The sequence below is a fragment of the Streptomyces sp. NPDC093225 genome (assembly GCF_044753805.1).
Taxonomy (GTDB): domain Bacteria; phylum Actinomycetota; class Actinomycetes; order Streptomycetales; family Streptomycetaceae; genus Streptomyces.
The window spans coordinates 187,392-209,279 of sequence record NZ_JBIVNX010000002.1 but is presented as its reverse complement, the minus strand read 5'-3'; the positions used below and the strand labels follow the sequence as shown (position 1 = coordinate 209,279).

Genomic DNA, 21,888 nt, shown 5'->3' with positions numbered 1-21,888 from the left:
AGCCAAACCGGGGATTCTCCAGACCATTGAAGTACTTCGCCCGCCGCGACCTGTGGCATTTCGTGGAAGGACTTCTACCGTGCCCGACGCCAGCCGTGCCGCGTTCATACCCGCTGATGCGATCACCCCAGAGCGGGACATCACCCACGAGCACTTCGCTCCCGGCGATCAGATCGTGGTGATCAAGGGTGTGGACGACGGCATCCTGTGGGGAGACGTGATGACGGTGGTCACCCCGTCCTGGCACACCCCGACCAACGAGGACGGATGGCGCCTGCGCGACCCGAACGGCGGCGCCCTCAGCTTCGTCACCGGCCACCCCCGCTACCTCGTCCACCCGTCCCAGAAATGCCCGGACTGCCTGATCTACCACCGGGCCCTGCAGGACTACCTGGTGCCACGGTTCTCCGAGCGCAAGCCCGTCGATGTCGGCTGGTACTCGGTCACCGAGACGAACCAACTCGTCCACGTGGCCGACGGCCGGGGCAGCCGGTGATCGCCCGGGTGTACAAACGGGGGATCTCGGCGCCCGATGCCCTCGCGGAAGCCCTCGGCCGTCCGGGCAACGGGCTGGCAGGCCTGCCGGGCCACGAGATCGTCGCCCATTGGCCCGCCCTGGAGTACTACACCCTCTGGGACGAGCAGAAGGTCTGGAGCATGCCGGCCTGGGCGGAGCACCTGAACGACCCGCTGCACGAGGAGCCGTTCGCGGCCAGTCCCGAAGGGGACCGCGCGGCAATCTTCCACGCCGACTTCCGTCTCCACCCGGACGACCGGGAACTCACCCAGGGGGAGTGGGCGGAGGTGAGCCATCGGCTCGCCCGTGCCGCCGGCATCACCGCACCCGGAGATGATCGAGGGTGCCGGTGGATCGCCGTGCAGGCCCAGCCCGGCCGTCTGGATCTCCTGGCCAACCTCATCCGTGCCGACGGCACCTGGCAGGACCAAGGCCGCCAGTTCCGCGAGAGGCTGAACGAGGAGACCCGCCTGATCGAGGCCGACCTCGGCCTCCGCTCGCCCGTCGGCGCCACTCCAGCGCCTGAACCCGACACCGCGCCGGCCGTCGATCCCAGCGATACCGCGGCCATCGTCGAACTGGGCAGCGCCGAAGCTCATATCGGGGCACTCGTACGTCAGCTGAGCGACGAGCAGACAAGTCCGCTGGCCACGGTCAGGAGCTTCTTCGAGCACTCGGCCCACCGTCTTGCCGCCGTGCCCGGAGAACACACCAGGAGGGCAGCACTCCGGCTGGAATGGGCTGCCCGCCGCCTGTACCGCCTCCAGCAGGACCTTACCGCCGCCGCCGAAGACCTCACGGGCCCGGCCAACTCCACCCCGGCCACCATCTCCGGGCCTGCCCACCACCCACCAGCGCCGACCCGCCGCACCCGCTGACCAAAGCCGAAAGGTTTCCCCTTCTTGGCCCTTGCCGACCGCATCCTGGCCCTGCGCCGCGACCCACACTCCGGCGAGGTCCTCGCCCGCGGAGGCGACATCGAAGCCCACAGCATTCTGGAACGCAGCGGTTTCGTTTCCGTCGTACGCGTCCACGAGGCCTATCACCGCCTGCCCACCGGCCTCGACCGCACGGAAGAGACCCGCCTGGCCGAACGCGCCGTATCCCGCCTGCGCACAGTTGGCTACCACGTCGACTGCGACGAGGACTTCGACACCCAGACGACGGAACCGCATTACCTTTCTCTCGGCGCCCAGGTCGCCCACCTCGCCACCAGCATCCGCGTGGCCACCAGCACCGAAGACGCCGCCGAGGTCCTCACCGAGCTGACCGCGGCTCACGACGGCATCCTGACCGCCCTCGGCGAAGTGCTCACCGCGACGGCCGACTTCTATCAGGACCTGGGACAGCCCGCCGACGTGTACGTCGCAACCCGGCTCCGTTCCCTCGCGGACGACTCCCTCGGCCTCGTCCGCTCCAGCCTCCATCAGACCCGCACCGACCTGATCGACCGGCACCAGCCACACCCCATGCGACGTGAATGCACCGGTGAAGTCGGGCCCGACGAAAACGAAGCGTCCGCGGTCTGCGCCTGCCCTCCGCCGCGCCCCACCACCAGCGTGGCGCCCTTGCCCCCCATGCCGGCCACCCCCGCCGCCCGGCACCGCTGACCCACCACGACCCCGCCCGAGGAACCAATGCCCGCCTACGAACCCGACCCCGACCACCTCTTTTCCTTCGCCGCGGTCCTGAGCGACCTCCTGCCCGGCACCTGGACGTGCGAGCAGCACCTCCGCACCGCCCACGAGGACCAGTTCGTCCTCACCGCCGAAGTCTGGGACATGGACCAGGTCGCCGAGGCCATCGCCTGCCATCCCCTCAAGCACCACGTCGTCCTGACCCGGGCCGACGACAGCCGCCGCCTGTTCCTCATGGCCCACCCCCGGCACGACGACGAGTTCCTCATAGCCGCCATGGCTCCCGCTGCCACCCCCTCCGAGGCCTTCCGCGGCGTAAGGGAGCCGGACGGCATCGCGGTCCCCGCCGACCCCGAGCATGCCGCGGAAGCCGTCATCACCGGCCTCCTGCCCCGCTACGAAGCGGCCCTCGCCCAGGTCCAGCACGACGTCACCGTCCCTGCCCCCTCATTCGCCGAGGACGAGGTGCTGGTGCTGACCTGGAACGATTCGGGCGACCTCACCGCCAGCGTCACCCGCGAAGAAGTGGGCGAGATCCTCACCGCCAACGGCTTCGTCCACGACCCCGACAAGCAGACATACGTCCTCGCCGGAGACGACACCTTCGTCCAGGCCCAGCACGGACGGGCCGTCGGTACCCGGCTCGCCGCCTTGGGGATCGGCCTTCAGCTGCGGCTGCCAGCCAGTCACCCTGGCCCGGCGACCACCCCGGTCGCCACCGCCCGCCCAGCCAGCGCCCGCCCGACGCGCGCCCGGTGAAGCAGGGCCGCGGGCTCTGAGCACCACCATCCCTCCGCCCCCCGAGATGCCCTTGTCCCTCCCTCGCACGCGCGGCGACCTCGCCGCTTTCGCCGACGCGCTGGCTGCCCGGCTGCCCGACACCTGGACCAGCGCCTACAGCAGCCACGCCGCCTACCACGATCAGATCGCCACCACCTCGGCGCTGTGGGACGTGGGCGCCGTCGGCTACGCCGCAACCAACTTCGTCCTCGGACACCAGGCCCTTCTGTCCCGCGCCGACGGAGCCCGCCTCCTGGTCTTCGACCGCCCTCGGTACCCCGACCAGTTCATGATCGGCGCCTTGGAACCGGACGCCCACCATGACGCCTTCCATCAGGTGGACGAGCCCAACGGGATCACCATCCCCTCCGAACCGGTACGTGCCGCCGCGCAGATCACCCGTCGGCTGCTGCCCCGCTACGAGCAGGCGCTGCTGCAGGTCCGGCACAACACCGTCCATCCCCCTGCACGCCGGGCCGCGCCTTCTCTGGTCGCCGGGGCAGTGAGCATGGCCTGGCATCCGGACGGCGTCATCGGCGCCGTCACCGGAGTACGTGAGGCCACCGCGGTGCTGTACGGCGCTGGGTTCCAGTACCACCCCTACCACCGGCAGTTCCTCCTCCCGGCTTCCTACGGCGACCGCGAGCAGATTGCCCGCCTCCAGGCCGTCACCGAACAACTGGCTCGTAACGGCGTCGGCGTCATCATGCGCCCGGCCCGGCCAGCACCGGCTCCGGCGGCGCTGCCCGCACGCTCGCCGGCCCCTGTCGCCTCATCCGTGACCCGCTGACCCATCCACCACCGCAAGGAGTTCCCCGTGGGCAATCTGGCCGATGAATCGGGCACCGACGTCGAGATCTATCGCCGCGCCTTCAACCCCGACACCATCCACGTCGTCAGCCGCAGCGACGCTCCCGAAGACCTCTTGGCGCTCCTCGACAGAGCCGGCCTGGAACGCAAGACCGAGACGACCGCCGGCCCCGTCTACGTCTGGCACGAAACCCCCGAGGGCCTGAGCGAGAAGACCCAGAAGCAGCTGGTCACCCGCTCGATGCTTCCCCTGCTCATCGCCGACTACAAGGTCAACATCGACCCGGACGTGTACGACGTGACCGCATGGGCGGAAGCAATGACCGAACACCGCGCCCAGCAGGCCAAGGCCACGCAGACCCAGGCGCCAGCCGCACTTCCGCCGGGGCCGCCCGGCTCACCCCCACGTTCTCGCTGACCTGCCACCGCCACCCCGTCCCCTGCCCCATCCGGGCCGGGGACGGCCCCCACAGAGCCGGAGCACCACGATCCCCCACAGACCACCACCGATCTCACCTGCCCGCCGCCCTCGCCTGGCCGTCTTCCTCCTGCGCCGCTACCTCCGCGCCGTAGCCGCCCGCCGGGTCGACCGGCAGCACCCAGACGCCATCGGCCCGTTCTGAGCTTCAAGCGAGTTCCGGCGAGGAGACCTCGGCCCCGACCGCTCCGGAGGAGCATGACCGTCCACGACCCCGAAACCCTGATCCGCCACATCACGCAGCAGATCGCACTGCTCAACGAGCACCTGATCACAGCGCGTCCCCAACAGGCCGCCCGCATTCTGGGCCGGGTCCTCGATATCGAGGAAGGCATCCTCGGCGGCCTGACCGCCTTGATGGCCACCGGGTCCCGTTTCGCCCAGGACAGGGCGATCGCCGGCGATCTGCCACCCGAGGTCTGTCTCGCTCTCGGCCGGGCCGCGAACGAACTACACGACATCGGCCTCGACCTCGACGAGCACGCAGAGGACCTCCACCGGTTCTCCCAGGCCCCGGCCGTCGCCACGGTCCCCCCGGTCGCGTCGGCTCTCGTCGCCAGGAGGCACCGATGAAGAAGACCTGGACAGGCTGGGGCCCCACCGCAGACCAGCCCCAGCAGCACTACCTGGTCGAACCCCGCCACCTGGCCGGCGGAGGGGACCTGCGCTACGTCGGCGAGTACCTGCGCGCCTCGGGTTGGAAGGACCTCTCGCGCTCCGGCGGCCCGATGGTCTTCGACAGTCCCGACCGCACAGTCCGCATCGGCTACGACCCCGCGGCCATGCCCGGCGGGTGGACCGTCTCCGGCCAGGCCGTGGGCCAGCAGCCGGCCTGGCACGCCACGTTCACCATGGCCGTGCCGATCGAGGTCGTCGCGGGGTTCACCGACACGCTCACCAAGCCACGCTCCGCCCACGCTCCCAACGTGTGGGCACCGTTGGAGGAACACGGCTGGGAGACATCGCGGGTGGAGGAGCACTTCACCGCCGTCGCCCCGGACCGCACCGCCTGGCTGCAGTACCACCAGAACGCCCCCGGCCAAGCCCACTGGTGGGCCGGCGCTCGCACCGAGCACGGCAGAAACTGGGACGCCGTCTTCACCCCCACCACGCCGATGCACCTCATCCAGGGATTCTCCGCAGCCCTCGCCGACCCGACCCCCGTGATGCGACCGCGCGGCCACGTGCCCGCGACGAAGTTCATCCGCACCACGAGCGTGTCCGTCCGCCCCTCCGAACTCGGACGCTGGCAGCAGGCCCGGATTACCGCGGCCCGAGCCACCACCTGGGCCCGCAACTCCTGGGCCGCGGCCCGCCCCCGCCAGCACACCCCGGCCGCAGGCGGAGCCAAGGTCCGCCGCTGACCGTCCCCGCACACACCCCCGTACCAAGGAGCCCCTTGACCACCCCCGTCACCGTCCCCACCCCACAGCAGATCGAGCAGGCCACCGACGCCCTCGCCCAGCTCGTGGACTACCTGCGGACCGAACCGCCCACCACCGCCGTCCTGCCGCTGCTGGCACCGCTCCTCGACGAGGACGACGGCGTCCCGATGCTGCTGTCCGACGTCCTGCGCGCAGCCGCCCGAGCCATCGCAACGAACACCGAGCCGCACAGCAGCAGCGTCAACTCGATGGTGTCCACCCTGCGGGAAGCGGCGACCGAGATCATGCAGTGGCACTCCCTCCACTGGGAGGTCCGCGCCCTGGCCCGTGCCACAGCCACCCCTAGGGAGACGACCTCCTGAAGCCTCGCCCCTTCATCACCACCCGAGCCGACGAACCCCACAGCAAGATCTGGTTCGAGACCAGTCCCCGCCGCCTCGCCGGCCGGGGCGACCCCCGCCACATCACCCAGGTGCTGCGGGCAGCAGGCTGGTCCAACCACTCCGACCCGGACTTCCCGCACGTGATCCTGGCCAGCCCCGACCAGCGCTACGCCTTGGCCCTGGAACCCGAGACCGAGTCGTACTCCAAGTGGTGGCGGATCAGCTGCACCAGCGACGACGAGAACTGGTACGCCCAGTTCGGCGGCAACACCCCAGTGGAGATCATCGCCGGATTCACCGACGCCCTGCTCGTTGCGGCACCCGAAACCACCCCCGACGTGTGGCCCCTCCTCACCTCACGCGGCTGGACCTACGTACAGGACGAGCGCGGCCATGAGATCGCCGAACACCCCGACGGGATCACGCAACTCCGCCGATGGAACAGCGTGAGCAGCTGGAACGCCAACTGGACCGCTGCCGCGCTCCTTCCCAACGGGCTCGGCGGGCAGGAATCGGTGTGGGATGCCTATCTGGGCAACGCTCCGCACCTCGTCGCCGCCTTCGTCACCGCGCTGGTCGACCCCGCTCCCGTGGCACGGGCCGAGTTCGACGTCCCGTACAGCAGCCTCGTCACCCAAACGCGCGGCGAACGCCAGGGCGACGAGCTCGCGAAAGAGCACGCCGCCCGCCTGGCCCGCGCACGGGCGACCGCCGCCGATCAGCGGCGGCGCACCCGCCTCGCAACCGAGCCCGTCACCAGCACGATCCCGGCGGCTTCCGTCGCCGCCGGGCGCCGCCGCTGACCCACGCCCGACCGACCGTTTCTTTAAGGAGCCGCCCTCTGTCCATCCCCGACCGGCACCTTGCCCAGTTCGCCGAAGACCATGACCACCTCGGATCCGCTGTCAGCCCCCGCCACCTCGCTGGTCCCGGCGACCCGCGCCACGTCACCCACGCCTTGCGGGCCGCCGGCTGGCGCACAGAGTCCGACCCGCTCCACCCAAAGGTCGTCCTCCACAGCCCCGACTACTCCCACCAGCTGACCCTCGCCCCGAAGCCGGGACGCCCGCAGCAGACCTGGTGGCGCATCCGCGGCCCGCATGGGCCCGCCTACTGGTCGGCCGAGTTCAGCGGCGCCACCCCCGTGGAGATCGTCGCCGGTCTCACGGACGCGCTTGTCCAGCCGCCCCCGGGCCCCCTGCGCAGTCCCTTCGACCTGCTCACCTCCCACGGCTGGAGGCACCACCGGGAAGCGGACGGCTCCGAATCGGCGGCATCGCCGGACGAGGGCGTTTCGATGGAATGGCAGGTGTCCCCCATCGCGGGAACGCTCGGCTGGGCCATCGAAGCGGTCGACGGGGGATTCCTCTGGCGCGCGAGCCTCGACGACAACACGCCCTCCCACCTGGTCACCTCGTTCGCTCGCGCCCTGGCCAACCCGGATCCGGTCCTGCGCGGGCGCTTCGAGATCCCCTACGGTCGCCCCCTCAAGCAGGAGCAGGAAGAGCCCCTCGGCCCGAAGGCCACGGCAGCACACGCTGCACGTTTGGCCCAGGCCCGCCGTCACCGCCCCAAGGCAGTGCTCGGCACCAGCCCACCGGGGGCGCCCGCACTCCCGAGAACTGCCTCTCCGGCCCGGTCCGCCCGATAGTGCCGGCCCGGCCTCCACCGGCACGGCCCCCTGCGACGACACCCGCTCCGGCATTTCCCGGCCAGGCCGTCTCAAACCCCAGACCACCGGTAGCCATCCGCCCCCGCTGAGCCGACCGCTCCCGCCCGCCCCCTGGAACCGCCCTCTTGCCCTCTCCTTCGAACTCCAACTCCGACGGCTACGACATAGCCTTCAAGGCGCTGATCGGTGCCATGGCCGTCATGATCCCCGCATCCACCCTGGCCTGGCTCGGCGGCAACACCCTCGCCTGGGCCACCGGCACCGGCGACTGGGTGCCCTACCAGCCGGCCGCAGCGCTCCTGCACCCCGAACAGCTGTGGCCCGCCGCGGACGAGACCGCGCTGCTGATCGCCACCCGCATGCTGCCCGCCCTGATCCTCATCGTGCTCACCCTGGGCGGCCTGACCTGGTGGCGGCGGCGCAACGCTGGCGGCGGGGGCAAGCGGAAACGTATCGCCGGGATGGCCAAGACACGGGACATCGAGCCGCTGCTGGCCAAGGCCATCACCGCCAAGGCCCGGTCCCTGCGCCCGAGTCTGAAGCACGCCAGGACCATCGACCCGGCCGACACCGGCATCCTGCTCGGCAACCTCCAGGGCAGCCGCACCGAGGTCCGCATGGGCTACGAGGACGTTGCCGTCGCCATCATGGCCCCGCGCTCCGGCAAGACCACCTGCCTGGCCATCCCAGCCATCTTGAACGCACCGGGTCCGGTCCTGCTCACCTCCAACAAGGCGGCCGGGGACGCCTACACCGCCACCCTCGACGCACGCGGCCAGGTGGGCCCGGTGTGGTCCATGGACCCGCAGCAGATCGCGCACGCCGAGCGCGCCATGTGGTGGAACCCGCTCGCAGACGCTAAGACCCTCGACGGTGCGGGCCGTCTGGCCGGGCACTTCCTCGCCGCATCGGTGGATGCCTCCCAGCAGGGCGACTTCTGGTCCAAGGCCGGATCCAACATTCTGAGTCAGCTCTTCCTGGCCGCTGCGCTCGACGAACGGCCGATCACCGACGTCATGCAGTGGCTGGCGTTCCCCGCCGACCGCACCCCGCTGGACATCCTGCGCGACCACAAGTTCACCGCGGTCGCCTCCCAGTTGAAGGGGACCGTGGAAGGTCCGCCGGAAACCAGGGACGGCATCTACGAGACCGCCCGCCAGTACGCCGCCGCCCTCCTCAACAGCGAAATCGCGGCCTGGGTCACCCCGCAGCGAGGTGTGGCGGAGTTCCGGCCCGCCGAGTTCGTGACCAGCTCCGACACGCTGTTCCTGCTCAGCAAGGACGGCGGCGGCGGTGCAAGCGCCCTGATCGCGGCGTGTGCAGACTCGGTGATGCGGGCCGCGACCGCCCAGGCCGAGCGCGCCGGCGGACGCCTCGATCCACCGATGCTCGCGATCCTCGACGAGGCCGCCAACGTCTGCAAAATTTCAGACTTGCCGGATTTGTACTCTCACCTTGGCTCGCGCGGGATCATCCCGATCACGATCCTGCAGTCGTACCGGCAGGGCCAGAAGGTCTGGGGCGACGCCGGCATGGACGCCATGTGGTCCGCCTCCACCGTCAAGGTCATCGGCTCTGGTATCGACGACCCGGACTTCGCGGACAAGCTCTCCCGCCTGATCGGCGACCACGACGTCGAGACGAAGTCCACCTCCGTCTCCGACTCGGGCAAGTCCACCAGCATCAGCATGCGGCAGGAGCGGATCCTGCCCGCGGACGCGATCCGTGCACTGCCGAAGGGGACGGCGCTGTGCTTCGCCACCGGCATGCGGGCCGCCATGCTCGACCTGCGGCCCTGGTACCTCGAGCCCGGCGCCCCAGAGCTGGCCGCCGCCTCTGCCGCCGCGTCGAACGCGATCACCGCCCGCGCCGTCGCCAAGGCAGCACCCGCCCGATCCGACTTCGGGACCGCCGCGTGAGCCTGCCGCAGCTGCATCTGGTGCCGGTGCGCTCGCGGGCCGCGAAAGCCTTCGTGGCCGCCTGGCACCGGCACCATCCGCCCCCGGCGGGCATGGTGTTCGCCGTCGGTGCCGCCGACGAAGCCGGTGTCCTGCGCGCCGTCGCCACCGTCGGCCGGCCTGTCGCCCGGCACCTCGACGACGGAGCGACCTTGGAAGTGACCCGTACCTGCACCGACGGCGTCAACAACGCCAACTCGATGTTGTACGGGGCCGCGTGGAGGGCGGCGAAGGCGCTCGGATACCGGCGGCTGATCACGTACACGCAGGACGGGGAGTCCGGTGCCTCGCTGCGCGGGCCGGGTGGCGGGTGATCGCCCACCGCCCGCCCCGCCCCGGCTGGCACACCCCGTCCCGGCCCCGCGCCCCGCGCGGCACCGAACACATCGCCCGCACTTTGTGGCAAGCCCCCTTGCCTGAACCCGGAGACCAGCACCTTGTACACGTCCCCTGAACTGGACGAGCTCGCCACGCACCGTGCAATCGAGGACGCCCAGCCGATCACCTCTGCCCTGTCGGGCCGTTCTAGCCAATTCCACGGCGTACGGCTTCCCGACGGTGCACGCGTGGCCGCCTATGTCGACGGACCAGACGAATCACCGGTGACTGCTGTCCTGGTGCACGGTCTGTCGGTCACCGCGGCATTGTGGCGCTCGCACGTACCTCTGCTGCTCGACCGGGGGATGCGGGTGGTGCGCTACGACCATCGTGGTCACGGCCGTTCCACCCGCGGGACCGCCGCGCTGAACCTGGACCAGCTGGCTGATGATCTCGCCCACATCCTGCGGACGACGGCCCCGCGCGGCCCTCTCGTGCTCGTCGGGCACTCCATGGGCGCAATGACCCTCATGCGCGCAGTAGCGCGCCACCCCGAACTCGCCCCGCGGATCCGCAGGCTAGTTCTGATCTCACCCCCGTACGCAGGCGTCAGTACCCGCACCGGCACGGGCCCCGTCCACACGCTCCTCGCCGCCGGTCGCAACCTCCTGGCGTCCGCCTGCACGCACGCGCCGTGGTTGCTCGACACCGCCCGGCAACGCCTGCCCATCACCAGCCGGTGGGCCCTACGTTCGCACCCCCTCCCTGCCTCCGACGCCCGGCCGGTGCCGTGCCGGGAAGGCCTGCACACCATGCCCACCCGCGACATCGCCGCCCTGTGGCATGACCTCGCCGGCCAGCAGCCCGATCCCGGTCCCCTGCAGCAGCTCGGCAGCCGCCTTCACCTGCTGGCCGGAAGCCGGGACACGCACATCCCGCCGGAGCAGACCCGGCTCCTGGCCGTGTCCCTGCCCCACGCCCGGCTGGAAATCGTCCCGGACGCCACTCACGCGCTGCCCCTACGCCACGCGCAGCTCGTCACCGACCGGATAACCCACTGACCGCCTCACCGAAGGGCCCACCCGCCTGCACCAGATCAACATCCCGGTCCACATCGACCGCCTGAAAGCCCTCGCCAGCCGCTTCGAGAGCTTCCGCACCGAACTCACCAGCACCACGCCCCTGACCGGGACCGACGGACTGCAGCAGCTCACCCGGCACATTTGTACCTCCCACGAGCTCACCTTCGAGGCGCTGACCCGGCTCACCGCGCTCGACGGCAGCCAGGCCACGCGGATGAAGGGCGCGCTCGCAGCCCTCGACTGCCTCGCCCAGACCGTCCAGCACGCTGGCCTGGTCTCCGAGAGCCTGACCGCTGCGATCGCCGCCAACGCCTACGACGGCACCTCCTGGGACCCAGCCCACCGCACCGACACCATCGGCCGCGGCCTTCGCCATCTCGACGCCCGCAAGGCCATCGCCGCCCACCGCGCGGACGCCTCCGCGAGCCTGGAGATCTGCGCCGAGGGCTGCCGGATCGTCGCCAGCCACCTCGCCGACGCGTTCCCCTCCCCGGCCGCCGGCCCCGCAGCCCAGCCGATCCGCTCAGCAGCCCGCACCCGCTGACCACCAACCTCACTGCCACGCCCAGCCTGTCCCCGCCGACAGCCTGCTCCCCCGGAGACCCGCACGCCCAGCACCGATCCCAGCCCACACGACATCGCGCTCGCCCTCGCCGCCCGACTCCACCCCGACGCCGCTCCACGCGACGTGGTCATCTCCTTCCGCCCGCGCAAGAGCGCCGAGGCCAGGTACGACTACCGCAGTTCCGTCGGCCCCGTGATCGCCTTCGCCCAGGCGCTGCATGCCCACCTGTACGGGCTGCCCTCCGAGCCGCCACCCCTGCCGGCCGCGCTCGACGAACTCCTCCAGGCCGTGTGCACCGTCGACCGCGACGGGCAGGAGGCCGTCGTCGCCCAGCTCGCCGACCAACTGCACGCCGCCGCCGACCTCCTCGAATGGGCCCGCAACCACGCTCACTGGAACCGGCTGCCCACCGAAGTCTGGGAACGACTGCGCGACGCCACCACCGCCCTCACTCAGATCGCGGACACGGTCGCAGAGGCCACGCCGGCCTTCTCAACGCGTCGCCCCCCACCCCCCGCCATGGCGGCACTCCCCTCCCCGCCGCCCACCGTCACCACTGCCGCGCCCGCACGGCGCTGACCCCCGCTCAAGGACCATTTCATGCCCGCCACCCCCGCTTTCCAGGCACTTTCCCTAGGTGCAGGAATTCAATCTTCCGCCCTGCTCTGCCTTTCCGCCGAAGGCGCCCTCCCCAAGGTCGATTACGCAATATTCGCCGACACGGGCTGGGAACCGAAAGCCGTGTACGAACATCTTGACCGCCTGGAGCGCGAGATTGCCCGTCCGGCCGGAATACCAATCCTTCGGGTATCGTCCGGAAAAATCCGAAAGGACGCCCTGGACCCGAACCACCGGTTCGCGTCCATGCCCCTCTACATTCTCAACCAGGACGGGCGCCCCGGAATGACCCGACGCCAATGCACAGGCGAATATAAGATAAAACCAATAAAGCGCCAGGTCCGTGAACTGCTGGGATACCCCTATCCATCGCGCATCCCGAAGGACATCTTCGTCGAGCAGTGGGTGGGGATTTCAACCGATGAGTTCCATCGAGCGAAGGACTCGGACGTCAAGTACATGCGTAACCGACACCCTCTCATCGACATGGGCTGGTCACGCTCCGACTGCGTCCGATATCTGACATCGATCGGCATGCGTGAAACCCCTAAGTCGAGTTACCTGGGGTGCCCTTTTCACGGAAATTCCCAGTGGCGCAGCATCAGGGACAACTCTCCCGCCGAATGGCAGGACGTGGTTGAATTCGATTCCGCAATCCGCCGGGGGAACGCACGCGCCAACGCCTCCGGAAATCCGCTGCTGGGTCAGGCGTTTCTGCACCGTTCCCGTGTGCCGCTTGGGGAGGCGCCGATCGACCATGTGACGGCGGCCGAGTGGGCCGCCGTCCAAGAGGCGGCGGGCGGCCCGGTTCCGGACGGGGACGAGCTGGAGGAGGGCGTGTCCAACGGATGCTCCCCGTGGGCGTGCCGTGGATCTGAACCCGATGCGGGCCAGAACGAGTTCGGGCTGGCTGTATGAGAGGGATCGTCCTGGACCTGTTCGCCGGTCCGGGCGGTTGGGGCCACGCCCTGCACGTCCTCGGCGTGCGGGACGTGGGCCTGGAGTGGGACGAGTGGGCCTGCAAGACCCGCTCTGCGGCTGGGCAGTTGACGATTCGGACCGACGTCGCGATGTATCCGGCGTGGATCTTCGCGGGGCGGGTGAAGGGGTTCATCGCCTCGCCTCCGTGTCAGGCGTGGTCGATGGCAGGGAAGCGCCTGGGCCTGGTGGACCAGCCGCTCGTCCACCAGGCCGTCACCGACCTGGCCATCGGCCGCGACTCCCGCGACAGGCTTCTGGCCGCCTGCCGAGACCCTCGTTCTCTGCTGGCCGCGGAGCCGATGCGCTACCTCCATGCCCTGCACCAGATGGGCGAGCCGGAGTGGATCGCGATGGAGGAAGTCCCCGACGTCCTGCCGCTGTGGCAGCAATACGCCGCGATCCTGCGCGGCTGGGGCTTCAGCGTGTGGACCGGCATCATCAACGCGGCAGACTACGGCGTCCCTCAGACCAGGAAGCGGGCCATACTGCTCGCTTCCCGGGTCCGGACCGCCGCGCCGCCGGAGCCCACCCACGCCCACCTGCCAGAACCCGAGAGCCTGTTCGGGCCCGGTCGCCACCGGTGGGTGTCCATGGCCGAGGCCCTTGGCTGGGGCGCCACCGACAGACCCGTCCCCACCATCTGCGCCGGCGGGGGACCGGGCGGCGGACCGGAGCCTTTCCCCTCCGGGGCCCGCAAGACGCTCACCGACGCCCGCGACCGCGGTGCCTGGAAGCGTCATCCCGCCAGCACCCAGGTACCCCCGAGCCCTGCCGCGAACTCGCAGTGGGCCTGGTCGCTGCGGAGCAACAACCAGGCCAACGCCACCGTCCGTCGTGCCGACGAGCCGGCCGGGACGCTCTTCTTCGGCCACCGAGCCAACGAGTGCACGTGGGTCGCCGCACCCGCCGACGCCACCGGCACGGGAGGCCCGGCACCGGAGCCAATCAGGATCACCGCGACCGAGGCCGGTGTCCTGCAGTCCTTCCCAGCCGACTACCCCTGGCAGGGCAACAAGGGACAGACCTTCTCGCAGATAGGCAACGCGGTCCCACCGCGCTTGGCCGCGCACCTGCTCGCCCCCCACCTCGGCAGGACCCTCAGCCGCGACGATTTCACCCTGGCGGCCTGATGCCCCAACCCAACAGCAATCAAGACGACTTCGCACTGGACGAGATACCGCCACCGCCCCCGGTCCACTACGCCGAGCAGGCCCTCCTCGGTGCGCTGCTCCTCCAACCTCACCGCCTGAAGACCATCGGCGTCCTGCTCCCCGAGCACTTCGCCAGCCACAGCCATCACGCCCTGTTCGCAGCCATGCTCGGCACCCCGCCGCCGACACCCGCCGAGCACACCACCAGCCCCGTCTGGCTGAACACCCTCCTCGACGTGGCACGGCCCCAGGCACCCGGCCTGACCGTCCCTCACCTCCACACCCTGATCCAGGGCTGCCCGACGCCGGAGCACGCCGGAGCGTACGCGCGGATGGTGCGAGCCGATCACGCCCGGCGCACCCTGCGCCGGCATGCCGAACAGCTGGTCCAGACGGCCACCGACCGAGGGCTACCGGACCCGGCCGCCGCCATCCTCGCCCAGGCCGACGCCTTGGCCTCGGTCCTCGACGAGATGGCCGGACAGTTCGCCCCGCACCCCGGCTCTCTCCCCCGCACCCCGCTGCCCGATCCGGCGCCTCGGAACACGAACGAGGAAGCCCTGGAGGAGGAGCGACTGCTGCTGGCCTCCGCGACCGCACATCCCGCCGAGGTGGCACGGATGCGGTGGCTGCAGCCGAGCGACTTCGCCCTGCCCCTGCACGCCGCGCTGTTCCACTGCATCTACGCCCTGGCCCACCGCGGAGATCCCGTCGACCCGGTCACCGTGCTGTGGGAGGCCCAGCACCGCGGGATCGTCGTACAGGACCTGAACCCCACCGAGCTGATGCACCTCGTCGCGGGATCCGCCGGATCACCCGAGCACTGGGGCGAACTCGTCCTGCAGCGCGCACTGCTCACCCAAGCCCACACCACCGGCATCCGCATCGCAGCGTTCACCGACGACCCTGCCAACACCCCCTACCAGCTCATCGCCGGCGGTCGCCGAGCCCTGGCCGACCTCACCGCCCTCCGAGCCCGCTGGCAGCACACCACCCCCTCCAAGCCGCCGGCCACCGGCCCACGCACAACAGCCGCCCCTTGCGCAGGACCGCCACGCACCGCAGTACCGCCCGCCCGCGCCACCCGATGACACCGTCCATCACAGGGCCCGGCCAGCACCAAGCCGAGCCGGGCCCCCGACCGCCGAGAGCCCTGGTTGCCCGAACCCGAAACCGCCGCCCACGTCCGCCTCGCCCTGCACCCCGACGACACCAGCGCCGTGACCGCCACCATCACCGGACCCAACCCCTACCTCGCCCACGCCACCCTCTTCGTGGCCGGGTTCCGCAAGATCGACGACCAGACCATGGCCCTGGTCCGCATCGACCGCGACGAACCCCACTACGCCGACAAGGCAGCCCAAGCCCTCCGCGACGAAGCCGCCACCGTGGAGATAGACGCCGCGCTCCAGGAGGAGATCGACATCGAGTGGACGTACGGCAACTACCCCATGCCCTGGCTGACCCGCGAAGAGGTCCGCGAGGTCAGCGCCGAGGCACAGCGAATCCACGACGACATCGCCTCAGGCCGCCTGATCATCCACTTTCACGCCCACGACGGGTGGACCACCGTCGCGGTGGGCACCTACCGCGACAGCAAGAGCGTCCACCTCCACGGAGAGAATCACCTCCGGCAGGAGACTGACATCACGTGCGACACCGCAGCCGAGGCCATAGCCGAGTTCCACCGGCTCTACTCCGTCGCCGTCCGCCCCGGCCCCGCCCCGCTCACCGACCTCGAACGCACCGTCCGCCAGCTCCTCGCGGGCAAGCTCCCCGCCACCACCGAACACGTCCCCGCGTCTTCGGTCGAGCCGCCGGTCGCGGAGCCCGGCGAACACGAGGCGTTCCTCGCAGCCCTTTTCACCGACAGGACCCAGTGGGAGAGGTACCGCCCCTTCGACGAGACGGCGATTGCCTGCCACGAATCCCTCACTGTACGAGCCGGGTTCGACCACGAAGCACGGCACCAAACCGACGTCGCCTGGACGATCGCCACGTACGACGGGCCGGTCGGCGACCGCCTCTGGCACGCCACCGTCACGGCCGGCACCCCTGTCGCCCTGATCCACACGATCCTGCAGTACGTCGACGTCCCGCCCCGCGCAGCCGGCGAGGGAGCCCCCGACGTCCTCCGCGACGCCGGATGGCACCCCGCCAGCCACCCCGCCCGCACCACCTGGACCGCAGCAGCCGGCGCCATCACTTCGAGCACACCCCGCGGTCAACGGCCGACCGCTGGATCCTGTACGGAGGAGACGACCTCAACCACGCGGCATGGGCGATCCGCCTGTCCGCAGGCGTGGACGGAGACCTCCTCGCCGAACTCGCCTCCACCGCCACAACCCTCGTCGCCGTCCCAACCCCCGCGCCGCGGCCAGCGACCGCCCATCGGCTTCCGACGGCCGTACCCCGACCGCGCGCCCCTCGTCGGTGACCGTGCGGCCAGCGCTCACGGGCACCGCGCTGCTGGCCGTTGGCGGCGACGAGCAGGTCCAGCGGGCGATCACAGCGTCCAACCGCGCGGTGGACTTGTACCAGGCCGGGGCTGAAGGCGACCGGTCCTCCGGATGCCTGCACGCCGCGCATCTGGATCTGGCCACCGCCTACCTCGCGAACGTCGAGGTGGAAGGAGCCAGTACGGAACTCACCGCAGTCCTCGGCGGGGATCAGTACACGCGAGCATCACCATCAGGCTTCGCAAACTGAACACGCTGATCGGCAGCGGGCGTACCGTGACTCAAGGTCAGTGGTCGATCTTCAGGAGCATATCCACGAGGTGACCGCCCGGCCCGCGATCGTCAGCACACCCACGGAGCCGCGATGACCATCGAGCCCACGAACGACCCTTCTGTGACCGACCGGCGCCTGCTCTCCACCCAGGCCTACGGCACCGGTCAGCACCTCGCGGCCCGCCAGTCCCTCTACCACTGGCAGACCCCACGACACGACCTCCCAGGCATCGTCGTCAACGAGCTGGCCGGCATACACGGGGCAGTAGCGGACGTGGGCTGTGGCAACGGGAAGTTCGTGGAACGGGTGCGCGCCGACCGGCCGGATCTGACCATGCTCCCCATGGACATCTCCCCCGGCATCCTGGCGGGCATCGCGGGAGCCGTGACGGCAGACGTCCAAAGACTCCCTATCGCCGACGGTGCCCTGAGCGCGGTCCTGGCCATGCACATGCTCTACCACGTCGAGGACCAGGCCCGAGCCGCGCAAGAGCTGAGCCGCGTCCTGGACAAGGACGGCATCGCCATCGCGTCCACCAACAGCAGGACCGACAAGCGCGAACTGGAGGACCTCTGGCGAGGAGCGGCCGGGGATGTCCTCGGCATCCCGGAGGGCCCCGCACGAGTACAGCTCTCGGCCCGCTTCACTCTGGAAGACGCCCCCGCCATCCTGGGCACCGCCTTCGACGATGTCCGGACGATCCCCCTCCCGGGAGTAATAGAAGTGACCGACCCCGGGCCCGTGGTCGCCCACCTGGCTTCGTACGAGGCGTGGGCCGACCAGATGGGCGTCCCATTCACGGAGACGATCGAACGGGCCCGCCAACGGGTGGACGAAGCCATCCGGGCGGTAGGAGCGTTCCGGGTGACCTGCCTCGGCGGAGTCCTCGTCTGCCGAGCAGCGCGTGCATAGAGCAGCATCCTTGAGCGGTGGTTATGACTTCCGCGCCCCAGGCCGACCTGAATTCACCCCAGGACCTGTGGCTTCCAAGGGGCGAGGAAGGCCGCCACCAGCCAGGGGTCGAGGTCAAGCGGAGAGGACCGCACTGACTCCCAGCAGGGCTTCAAGCTCCGCGACGGCCTCGTCCTCGCCGGTGGCGTGGACAGTGGTGATCCCCAGCTCGGCGGCCGGCGGAAGGTTCACCGCGTGATCGTCTACGAACACGCACTGCTCAGCAGGCATGCCGATGCGCTCCAGGGTCAGCCGGTATATCGCCGGATCAGGTTTGGCCAGGCCGACCAGCTCGGAGACGACGTGCACATCGAACAGGTCCCAGATTCCGACGTGCTCGTACGGGTTGAACGGGTCCAGGCCGAAGCTGTTGGACAGCAGGGCGACCCGATGACCAGCCGCCCGTGCCGCACGGGCGAGGGCAGCCATCCGACGAGCCGCAGAAACCTTGGCCCACGCCCGGCCCATCAGGTTCACCGGGTCAACGTGCGCACCCAGCAGAGCGGCAGTGCCCTCGTTCCACTCCGCCTGCCCTATCTCCCCGACCTCCAGGGCCGCGTACAAACGCCGGCCCTCCGGGTGGTCGTTGAGGGTGCTGCGCCACGCCTCCGGGGCCAGTCCTTCGGATAGGCACCATGCACGGTGGGCAGCGAGAGGATTGTCGGTGAGTACTCCGGCGAAGTCGAGTATCAGGCCGAGCTGTTCACGCCCGTCCGCACTGCCAGTGCTGTACGGCATCCGGTGACCATCCCTTCCGCGATTGGTCTCACAGGGGACGCTATCGCGCGCCCCGACACGCGGAGCGTTCGAGAAGGCCCTGCGCTCGCAGAGCAGCCGCTCCCGCTCACCGGCATGAGTCAATTCTCCCCGTCGCCGCTTGACCGGCTCATCCCCTCTTCCTCAGAGGCCCTGCTCCCGCGGCTGGTCGCCCGACAGGGGGCGGAGCATGGATGAGCAACCCGGTGGCTCGAGCAGGTGACGGCCGTCTGGTACCCCTCTTCCGCCCCGGCAGGTGGAAGAACTCCAGCGCTGGGTCCCTTCAGACCGCTAACCTGCCGGAAGCGTCTCCTGCCCGGCAACCAGTTCCAGGGGGTACCTCGTGACCGTAACTTCAGTCCGGCTCGAGTGGGCGTCAGTTCCTCCCGAGGCACGTGCTTACGTGGAACTCCGACTGGGCTCCCCCGTAGCAGGGTCGATTCCGTGCACCGGCGGGTTCACCCCGGGGGTGGCGTCCCGGCTGCTCCTGGACAACGGGCGGCACGTATTCCTCAAGGGGATGAGCGGTGATCACCCGTTCGCCCCGCAGTATGCGGACGAGATCGCCGTAACCTCGGTCCTTCCGGACGGTGTGGGGCCGCGTGTCCTGTGGTGGGCCACGCCGGAGGACAGCGCCGGATGGTGGTGGCTGTGCCTCGAGGACATCCCCGGAACGGTGCCTGTGCTGTCACCGGATTCGGCGGATACGTTGATGGCGCTGGCCGCCGTCGAGCAGGCTGGAAAACTCCTCACCCCCTCGCCGCTGGACAACGCACGTCCGATCACCGAGCTGGTGGGCCGGTGGCTTACCGGATGGTCGACTCTGGCCGCGCAGACTCCGGATGATCTCGACCCGTGGGCAGCTGGCCATATCAGTGCCCTTGCCGAGATCGAGGAGAACTGGCAGCAGGCGGCGGCAGGGAGGACGCTTCTGCACTGGGATCTGCGGCCGGACAACATGCTGCGCCGTGAGGACGGGTCGGTCGTCATCATCGACTGGTCCTATCAGAATCAGGGTGCGCCCTGGATCGACCCGGCGGTTCTGGTGCCTCACCTGATCATGGACGGCCACTCGCCGACCGAGGCCGAGGCCGCGGTGAGCCATCTTCCGCAGCCTGACGATCCCGCTGTCCTCACCGCATTCGCCGCCGGGATCGGCGGGTACTGGGAGAAGTCGTCGCGCCGGCCGAATCCGCCAGGTGTTCCGTTCCTTCGTGCCCACCAGGTCCGGGCCGCCGAGGCCGCACGCGTGTGGCTGCGGCACCGGACCGGGTGGGTGTGATCGGTTTAGCCGTAGGGGCCTTTGCCGTGCTGGCCGAGGAGTCGGACGAGCTGGTCGGAGGCCCCTTCGACGACGCTGGCTGGAAGCTGGTAGCCGATGAAGGGGTAGAAGCGCTGGCTGATGAACCGGCGACCGTACGCGGTGGTCAGCAGGTACCGGGTGCGGTCGGACTGGTTCGGGGCGCCTCGGTGCCAGGTCTGGCTGTTGACCACGTAGGCGTCTCCGGCTCGGGCGAGCAGTGACGACGGCGTGCCTGGAAGGTTGGGGCTGTAGGGCGGACGCCGACCGGACAGATGGCTTCCGGGGATCACCTGCGTCGGACCGTACCGGTCATGCTCGATGTCGGTGAGGGCGACCATGACGTTCAGGGTGAAGCAAGGGATGGTGCTGGCGTCGGCTGTACCGGTCGGGATGTCGCCCAGGAACGGGAAGAACAGGGCGTCGTCGATGTGCCAGTTGACGATGCCCTTGCCGGGCGGGATGCGCAGCGCGTTCTGGGCGATCACGTGACAGTCCGGGCCGAGGATCGTTTCGACCAGGCTGATGACGGGTTCCAGGTCGATCATGTCGCGGAACTCCCGGTCGTACTCGAACATGCGCATCAGGCTTACATCCCCGCGCAAAAGGTCTCGTTCCGGTGGGGCGGCGTGCACCTGCGGATCCTGGTAGCGCTGCTCTGTCAGGATCCGCAGGCGGTCGGCGGCATTCGCGGGGATGACGGACGGCAGGACAGCGAATCCGTTCCGGTGGAACGCGGCGGAGATGTCCGTGAGGCCGGGCGGTCCGTTCACGGCTACTTGTTGTTGACCGCGGGGATGTCGGCGTAGTCCTCCTCGGGGACCTCCGGGGCCATGTGCTCGGCGCCCACCCAGATGCGTCGGCCGAAGTCCTGGTACTGCTCGGTGTTGAGGATGAACGAGTGCCACACCATGTCGACGGGGCCGGAGGGTGCGTTGTGCTCCTTCGGGTAGAGCATCGTCAGCGCGACGTACTGGCGGAACTCCTCGATCAGCGGGATTGCGTACTTCGCGAAGAAGTAGTCGCGGAACTCGATGGCCTTCTCGTCCGGAACGCCCTCGAATTCTCCCTTGGAGCGGTTGAACACGAGCCACTGCTTCATGACCTCGGCGGCCCAGTGGCGACAGTGGTTGTCCCACTGGCCGAACCACAGCAGCAGCGGGAGAACCTGCTCGTTGTCGAACAGGCGGCCGTCACGGAGGAGCCTGCGCGGGCTCATGCCCAGCAGCAGGAACCCCATGTCGTACTCCTCCAGCATGCGCAGCCGCTTGCGGAGGTCATCGTCCATGTCCGGGAAAGCGACAAGGCACTTGTCGAGGATGGCTCCCGGTTCGGCCACGAGCTTGATCTTGTCCACGTGCTGCCTACTTTCGTCAGAGACCGGGCGCCGTGAGACGCCCGGTCTCAGTTCGACTTGTGACGTGACGTTCCTGCTACGCGTCGGACCCGACCGGCGGCGTGACGCTGTAGCAATCGGAGCAGGTCTCTTCACCGGAGGGCCAGCGCTGGTCGCTGCGGGCCCCGAAGACGTCCGCCATGCGCTGCTTGGTCTGGTGGTAGATCGGCGCGTAGCCCTCGGCGGTGATCTCATTGGACGGGACGTGACCTCGCATGATTCGAGTCCTCTCGGTCGTCGTTCGTGGCCAACCGCCAACGCCCTCAGAAGACATCTGAGGGAGATCGAGTAGATCCGCTCATTCCGTGATCGGGAAGTCGAATTCCGGTCGATGGATCTTCCTGTCCAGGCCGCTTGAAGACCGGGGGCCTACACAGGGACGAGTGCGTCGCGGTGCAGGCCCTCGGCGAATCGCTG

Annotated in this window: 26 protein-coding genes; 22 read left to right on the top strand and 4 right to left on the bottom strand. The window is 69.7% G+C overall.

All coding sequences use genetic code 11. The features are described from left to right. The first annotated feature begins 79 nt into the window (after positions 1-79). The 21 genes from ACIQCH_RS02940 (at position 80) to ACIQCH_RS02840 (ending at position 17,980) form a co-directional block, all read left to right on the top strand. A complete protein-coding gene (locus tag ACIQCH_RS02940; RefSeq protein ID WP_402577260.1) occupies positions 80-496 on the top strand; it encodes a hypothetical protein in 417 nt (138 codons plus the stop codon). Beyond that, positions 493-1,395, top strand: coding sequence for a relaxase/mobilization nuclease (locus ACIQCH_RS02935; protein ID WP_402577258.1), 903 nt, complete (start codon positions 493-495; stop codon positions 1,393-1,395). The genes ACIQCH_RS02940 and ACIQCH_RS02935 overlap by 4 nt, the downstream gene beginning before the upstream one ends. Before the next feature lie 24 nt (positions 1,396-1,419). Further along, complete coding sequence (locus ACIQCH_RS02930; protein WP_402577256.1) at positions 1,420-2,127, top strand: hypothetical protein; 708 nt, start codon at positions 1,420-1,422, stop codon at positions 2,125-2,127. Between the two features lie 27 nt (positions 2,128-2,154). Continuing rightward, entirely contained in the window at positions 2,155-2,913 is a 759-nt protein-coding gene (locus ACIQCH_RS02925) for a hypothetical protein (protein ID WP_402577254.1), read from the top strand. A 52-nt stretch (positions 2,914-2,965) separates the two neighbouring features. Beyond that, on the top strand, positions 2,966-3,724 hold the full coding sequence (locus ACIQCH_RS02920) for a hypothetical protein (RefSeq protein ID WP_402577252.1): 759 nt from the start codon (positions 2,966-2,968) through the stop codon (positions 3,722-3,724). A gap of 27 nt (positions 3,725-3,751) precedes the next feature. Further along, on the top strand, positions 3,752-4,162 hold the full coding sequence (locus ACIQCH_RS02915; protein WP_402577250.1) for a hypothetical protein: 411 nt from the start codon (positions 3,752-3,754) through the stop codon (positions 4,160-4,162). 258 nt (positions 4,163-4,420) lie between these two features. After that, positions 4,421-4,795 (top strand): hypothetical protein, encoded by a 375-nt coding sequence (locus ACIQCH_RS02910; protein WP_402577248.1) that lies wholly within the window; start codon positions 4,421-4,423, stop codon positions 4,793-4,795. Beyond that, complete coding sequence (locus ACIQCH_RS02905; protein WP_402577246.1) at positions 4,792-5,586, top strand: DUF317 domain-containing protein; 795 nt, start codon at positions 4,792-4,794, stop codon at positions 5,584-5,586. Before ACIQCH_RS02910 ends, ACIQCH_RS02905 begins: the two co-directional genes overlap by 4 nt. Positions 5,587-5,621: 35 nt before the next feature. Continuing rightward, positions 5,622-5,969, top strand: a complete 348-nt coding sequence (locus ACIQCH_RS02900) for a hypothetical protein (protein WP_402577244.1) — start codon at positions 5,622-5,624, stop codon at positions 5,967-5,969. 110 nt (positions 5,970-6,079) lie between these two features. Then, the gene (locus ACIQCH_RS02895; RefSeq protein ID WP_402577242.1) at positions 6,080-6,793 is read left to right on the top strand and encodes a DUF317 domain-containing protein; all 714 of its coding nucleotides are present in this window, start codon (positions 6,080-6,082) and stop codon (positions 6,791-6,793) included. Between the two features lie 155 nt (positions 6,794-6,948). Beyond that, positions 6,949-7,641, top strand: coding sequence for a DUF317 domain-containing protein (locus ACIQCH_RS02890; protein WP_402577240.1), 693 nt, complete (start codon positions 6,949-6,951; stop codon positions 7,639-7,641). A gap of 146 nt (positions 7,642-7,787) precedes the next feature. Next, positions 7,788-9,581: a type IV secretory system conjugative DNA transfer family protein gene (locus ACIQCH_RS02885; protein WP_402577238.1), complete on the top strand. Its 1,794-nt coding sequence runs from the start codon at positions 7,788-7,790 to the stop codon at positions 9,579-9,581. Then, complete coding sequence (locus tag ACIQCH_RS02880) at positions 9,578-9,934, top strand: XF1762 family protein (RefSeq protein ID WP_402577236.1); 357 nt, start codon at positions 9,578-9,580, stop codon at positions 9,932-9,934. Before ACIQCH_RS02885 ends, ACIQCH_RS02880 begins: the two co-directional genes overlap by 4 nt. Positions 9,935-10,222: 288 nt before the next feature. Then, positions 10,223-10,999 (top strand): alpha/beta fold hydrolase, encoded by a 777-nt coding sequence (locus ACIQCH_RS02875; protein WP_402577234.1) that lies wholly within the window; start codon positions 10,223-10,225, stop codon positions 10,997-10,999. 235 nt (positions 11,000-11,234) lie between these two features. Beyond that, the gene (locus tag ACIQCH_RS02870; RefSeq protein ID WP_402577232.1) at positions 11,235-11,564 is read left to right on the top strand and encodes a hypothetical protein; all 330 of its coding nucleotides are present in this window, start codon (positions 11,235-11,237) and stop codon (positions 11,562-11,564) included. Between the two features lie 144 nt (positions 11,565-11,708). Continuing rightward, entirely contained in the window at positions 11,709-12,164 is a 456-nt protein-coding gene (locus tag ACIQCH_RS02865) for a hypothetical protein (RefSeq protein WP_402577230.1), read from the top strand. A gap of 81 nt (positions 12,165-12,245) precedes the next feature. Continuing rightward, on the top strand, positions 12,246-13,121 hold the full coding sequence (locus ACIQCH_RS02860) for a hypothetical protein (protein ID WP_402577648.1): 876 nt from the start codon (positions 12,246-12,248) through the stop codon (positions 13,119-13,121). After that, positions 13,118-14,314, top strand: coding sequence for a DNA cytosine methyltransferase (locus tag ACIQCH_RS02855; RefSeq protein ID WP_402577228.1), 1,197 nt, complete (start codon positions 13,118-13,120; stop codon positions 14,312-14,314). Before ACIQCH_RS02860 ends, ACIQCH_RS02855 begins: the two co-directional genes overlap by 4 nt. Beyond that, positions 14,314-15,426: a DnaB-like helicase N-terminal domain-containing protein gene (locus ACIQCH_RS02850; protein ID WP_402577226.1), complete on the top strand. Its 1,113-nt coding sequence runs from the start codon at positions 14,314-14,316 to the stop codon at positions 15,424-15,426. Before ACIQCH_RS02855 ends, ACIQCH_RS02850 begins: the two co-directional genes overlap by 1 nt. Positions 15,427-15,492: 66 nt before the next feature. Continuing rightward, the gene (locus ACIQCH_RS02845) at positions 15,493-16,887 is read left to right on the top strand and encodes a DUF317 domain-containing protein (protein ID WP_402577224.1); all 1,395 of its coding nucleotides are present in this window, start codon (positions 15,493-15,495) and stop codon (positions 16,885-16,887) included. Positions 16,888-17,158: 271 nt separating this feature from the next. Then, entirely contained in the window at positions 17,159-17,980 is an 822-nt protein-coding gene (locus ACIQCH_RS02840) for a class I SAM-dependent methyltransferase (RefSeq protein WP_402577222.1), read from the top strand. Positions 17,981-18,094: 114 nt separating this feature from the next. On the opposite strand, the gene ACIQCH_RS02835 is transcribed toward ACIQCH_RS02840, so the two are convergent. Further along, positions 18,095-18,757, bottom strand: a complete 663-nt coding sequence (locus ACIQCH_RS02835) for an HAD-IA family hydrolase (RefSeq protein WP_402577220.1) — start codon at positions 18,755-18,757, stop codon at positions 18,095-18,097. Positions 18,758-19,118: 361 nt separating this feature from the next. Between ACIQCH_RS02835 and ACIQCH_RS02830 the strand changes: the two genes are divergently transcribed. Next, positions 19,119-20,057, top strand: a complete 939-nt coding sequence (locus tag ACIQCH_RS02830) for a phosphotransferase family protein (RefSeq protein ID WP_402577218.1) — start codon at positions 19,119-19,121, stop codon at positions 20,055-20,057. Between the two features lie 5 nt (positions 20,058-20,062). Here the strand turns inward: ACIQCH_RS02830 and ACIQCH_RS02825 are convergent, their stop codons facing one another. The 3 genes from ACIQCH_RS02825 to ACIQCH_RS02815 form a co-directional block, all read right to left on the bottom strand. Beyond that, a complete protein-coding gene (locus ACIQCH_RS02825) occupies positions 20,063-20,848 on the bottom strand; it encodes a phytanoyl-CoA dioxygenase family protein (RefSeq protein WP_402577216.1) in 786 nt (261 codons plus the stop codon). 2 nt (positions 20,849-20,850) lie between these two features. Continuing rightward, the gene (locus ACIQCH_RS02820; RefSeq protein ID WP_402577214.1) at positions 20,851-21,432 is read right to left on the bottom strand and encodes a hypothetical protein; all 582 of its coding nucleotides are present in this window, start codon (positions 21,430-21,432) and stop codon (positions 20,851-20,853) included. Between the two features lie 76 nt (positions 21,433-21,508). Further along, a complete protein-coding gene (locus ACIQCH_RS02815) occupies positions 21,509-21,688 on the bottom strand; it encodes a hypothetical protein (RefSeq protein WP_402577212.1) in 180 nt (59 codons plus the stop codon). Between the last annotated feature and the right edge of the window lie 200 nt (positions 21,689-21,888).